Origin of the sequence: Massilia sp. UBA6681 (assembly GCF_002454935.1) — a bacterium.
Classification (GTDB): domain Bacteria; phylum Pseudomonadota; class Gammaproteobacteria; order Burkholderiales; family Burkholderiaceae_D; genus Telluria; species Telluria varians.
On sequence record NZ_DKJX01000099.1, the window covers coordinates 40150 to 44080 of the forward strand.

General features: G+C 65.9%; 4 protein-coding genes and 1 pseudogene. 3 read left to right on the forward strand and 2 right to left on the reverse strand.

Annotated elements, in window-relative coordinates:
• Positions 1-90 precede the first annotated feature (90 nt).
• The gene (cueR, locus tag B2R83_RS19370; RefSeq protein WP_292044235.1) at positions 91-513 is read right to left on the reverse strand and encodes a Cu(I)-responsive transcriptional regulator; all 423 of its coding nucleotides are present in this window, start codon (positions 511-513) and stop codon (positions 91-93) included.
• Between the two features lie 163 nt (positions 514-676).
• Here cueR and B2R83_RS19375 point away from each other — a divergent pair, with 163 nt between their 5' ends.
• The 3 genes from B2R83_RS19375 to phaP all read left to right on the forward strand — a co-directional run bounded on the left by B2R83_RS19375 (position 677) and on the right by phaP (position 3482).
• Positions 677-2581 carry a hypothetical protein gene (locus B2R83_RS19375; RefSeq protein ID WP_292044236.1) on the forward strand — a complete coding sequence of 635 codons (1905 nt, stop codon included), beginning with the start codon at positions 677-679 and terminating at the stop codon, positions 2579-2581.
• Between the two features lie 80 nt (positions 2582-2661).
• Entirely contained in the window at positions 2662-2859 is a 198-nt protein-coding gene (locus tag B2R83_RS19380) for a hypothetical protein (RefSeq protein ID WP_285377736.1), read from the forward strand.
• A 62-nt stretch (positions 2860-2921) separates the two neighbouring features.
• Entirely contained in the window at positions 2922-3482 is a 561-nt protein-coding gene (phaP, locus tag B2R83_RS19385; protein ID WP_027865059.1) for a TIGR01841 family phasin, read from the forward strand.
• A gap of 88 nt (positions 3483-3570) precedes the next feature.
• On the opposite strand, the pseudogene B2R83_RS19390 reads toward phaP, so the two are convergent.
• Positions 3571-3931: pseudogene (locus B2R83_RS19390) on the reverse strand (type VI secretion system protein TssA); the annotation flags it as partial.

Here is a 3931-nt window from a genome sequence, read left to right on the forward strand (position 1 = left end):
TCGAGTCCCTCCGTGGGCACCAAACTCTACCTTGGACAGATGTCCCGCAAAACGCCGTAAGCTTTGGAAAAGGCTTACGGCGTTTTGCGTTTACCTGCCCTCTTCCTGTGCCGCCAGGTCGTCCAGGATCGGGCAGCTCGAGCGCGCATCGCCATGGCAGGACGCGGCCAGCGCTTCGAGCGTGCGGCGCATGGCTTCCATCTCGGCGATCTTGCGGTTGAGCTCATCGATGTGGGCGCGCGCCAGGGCGCGCACGTCGGCGCTGGCGCGCCCCCGGTCCTGCCACAGGCTCAGCAGCTTGCCGATCTGCTCCAGCGAAAAACCGAGCGCGCGGGCGCGATGGATGAACTGCAGCACGCGCACCTCGTCTTCGCCATACACGCGGTAGCCGGCGTCGGTGCGTTTCGCCTCCTTGAGCAGGCCGATCGCTTCGTAGTGGCGGATCATCTTGGCCGACACGCCGGAAGCCCTGGCGGCGTCGCCGATATTGAGCAGCGTAGCGCCTTGCGGCATTGTCATCTCCTGTTGCCTATCCAATCATGGGATTCTAGCTTCCCATGCCTTCTCCATTGAGCGCAATCCAAGGGCGGGCGCGCATCCCGCGCTACGGTTACTAGTGTCGAGCCTGTCTGATGGCCCACGCCCTGCCCTTGTCGCCTCTTACGGAGATTACATCATGAAATCGAGAAAGAACAATGCCCCGGATACCGGCAAGCCCGGGCATGAAGGCGAATGCATCATCAACATCCGCATCAAGAGCAGCGGCACCATCAACATCTACAACTGCTCGGCGCCCACGCCGCCCGAGGCGCCATGCGCGCCGCCGGGCGGCGAGCACCCCTGTCCGCCCGGCGTGCCCGGCGCTTGCGTACCGGTGTCGCTCGGCGCCAAGGCCAAGCAGAGCCGGCGCAACAAGCTCGACCGGCTGCTCGCCAACAACCGCGTCCCGAGCACGCTCGGCGCGTCCTTCTTCCACCTGGCGCGGCGCTATCTTGCGGGCAAGGCGCCGGCCAATGCGCTGGAGGAGAGCGGTTTCGCCACCCTGCGCCGCCTGCCGCCGGAATTGAAACGGGTGCTGGCCTGTGCGGGCGATTCGCTCGATAGCCTGACCGGCGGCGAGCGCAGCCGCCTGTTCGCGACTAGCCTGCTGCCCTCCATCGACGAGCCGCTCGACCTTACACAGCTGTCGCTGAGCTTTGCCCAGGAGATCGCCGACCGCGTCGGCGTGCAGGCCTTCGACGATGCCGCCTGTGCAACGCAGGAGCATCCGGGCCGGGTGCGCGTGCGGCCCTATATCCCCGGCGAGGAGAACTTCGATCCCCTGGTGCGGATCTGCCGGGTCAACGGCCTGCGCACCGGCAGCTACACGCCGCCGCTCTCCCCGGGCGAATACCTGCCCTCCGAACTGCAGCAGCGTTGCCGCGTCATCATGGAAGGCAACGAAGCACGGCAGGTGTGCGAGGTGCAGACGAGCGACTGTCCCGGCAACAGCGCGGCCGGCGCCTGCCAGCGGGTGCTGGAGATCGAGGCGGGCCAGGGCGTGCTGCTGGAAGGCGTGAATTTTTCCAGCGTCGATGCATTGGTGCGGATATTCGCGAAAGACACGCCGGGCACGGTGCTGCGCGAGGTTCCCGCGCAGGTGTGCGGCGACGACGAGACCCCGCTCACCGAGCGCATCGGCAATCAAGACCGCCCCATCCTCGATTGCCGCGTGCACGACCGCCTCAGCTTCCAGCTGCCCGCCGACCTGGCTCCCGGCGTGTACGGCTTCCAGGTCGCGGTGCCCAACCTCAGCACCCACCCCGGCCACGGCCCCGTGCTGCTGTCGAACGTCGAGTACATCGGCGTCGCCACGCCCTCGAGCGCGCGCTTCGAGATCAGGAGCGAAAGCCTGTACGCACGGGCCGAGACCTCGCCCGCCTCGTTCGGCTCGGACGAAGTCGGCATCCGGATCCTGGCGCTGCCGCTGTTTCCCGACCTGAGCTCCGGCGAAGCCCAGCTGCCCAATGGCGGCGAACCGATCCGCTTCGGCGACGTCGACAGCGGCGAGACGCGCGCCATGGACCACCTGCTGTTCTCGCACCAAACGCCGATCCTGGGCGCCGCGCTATCGATCCGGGGCTTCGAGATCGATGGCGAAGAGGCGTTCGAGCGCCAGATCGAGGACACCCTCGACGCCTTCATCGACATCCTGAAAGACCAGCTGGCCTTCGTGATGGAGCACCTCAAGGAAGCCGGCGGCATTGCATCGAAGCTGGCCAGCTACGGCCTCAAGGGCCTGATCGCCGCCGCCATCGCGGCCGCGGTGGTCGTGGCGATCGACGTCTTCGTGGCGCTATGGGCGCCGGCCGATCCGATCATCGAGGACATGATCGGCCCCGGCGTCCAGGACCTGGTCGAGCTGACCAACGTGGATGTCGCGCTGCCGGCGGCGAGCGAACATGTCACGCCGCAAGGCATCAGGGTCCGGGTGACGCCGCTCGACAAGATCCCCGGCCAGTACCGCGAACGGCGCGAGTACATCAGCGACGACGAGGACAGCCGCTACGAAATCGTGTTTCGCTACAACCGGGTGGCCTAGGCAGGGCTGGTGGTCCGGGCGAGGAGGAAAATCGACGCGATGCTTGACTTGCGCCACCATGAAGGTAAGCTCGACAGCACATGAAACACGCTACCCTCCTCCTTGCACTCGGCCTGGCTGCACATGCGGCACTGGCCGGTCCGGCGCCCTATTACCAATGGCGCAGCAAATTGAACGGCACGCTTGCATGCTCGCAAACGCCCCTCGGTCCGGGCTGGGAAAAATCTGCCGGCCCCTATCGGGACGCGCGTTGCGAAAAACCCATTGTTACTAAATAATGGGGTGCAAGCCGTAGTTCATTCGACCTTCATCCGATTATTCAAATAGCGAGGAGACACCGATGTTTACGAGTCCGGAGCAGTTCGCCAACGCCACCAAGACCCTGTTCGACCTGCAGATGCAGACTTTCAATACCCTCGCCGACAAGACGGTCAAGGGTGTGGAACAGGTGGTGGCGCTGAACATGAATGCAGCGAGGAGCTCGATGGCCGGCTCGATCGCGGCGGGCCAGGAAATGGCGGGGCTGGCCGGCACCGGCGACCCGAAGGCCGCCATCGCGGCGCTGCATGCGCGCATGCAGCCGGGCGCAGCCGGCGCTGCGGAATACCGCGAGCAACTGAAAGCCATCATCGACGAGATGCACCAGGAATTCCGCCAGGCCGCCGATACCCACGTGGCCGAAGCCAAGAGCACCCTGTCGGCGCTCATCTACGACGTGACGCAGAACGTCAAGCCGGGCTCGGAGAACGCCGTGGAAATTATCAAGACCGCGATCGACAATGCCTTCAAGGGCTACGAACAGGTGACCCAGGCCACCCGCCAGGCGGTGCAGACCGTGGAAGCGCAGATCGCGAAGGCCACGTCGATGGTGCAGCCGGGTACGCAAAAGCAGGCCGAATAAGCAAGAAGGCCGGCAATGCCGGCCCCTCACGAGAGAAAATTTCATCTAGACGCCTGGAATGAAATTTTCTTTCACCCCCTCTTCCCCTTTAGTTTTCCGTTTCGATTCCCAGCAATTCCTCCAGCCGCGCCAGCGAGGCGTCGTCCTTGATGACCGAACGCAGCCAGGCGTGCAGCGGCTGCTCGCCCCAGCGCGCCGCCTTCTCAGCCAGGTAGGCGACCGGGCTGTGCGGCTCGGTGCGGCGGAAGAACTCGGCCACGCCGCGCAGCTGGGCCAGCGCCTGTTCGCGGCTTTGCAGCGGTCCCTCGCCCACCACGCCCTGCACGCGCAGCGGGCTGCCCGTGGCCACCACCACCGGCATGGCCTGCGCGGTCGCCGCCGGGTGCGCGACCGGCGGCGCCGCCAGGTCCTCGAAGTCGCGCAGCGCCGCACGCGCGGCGCCGAAGCTG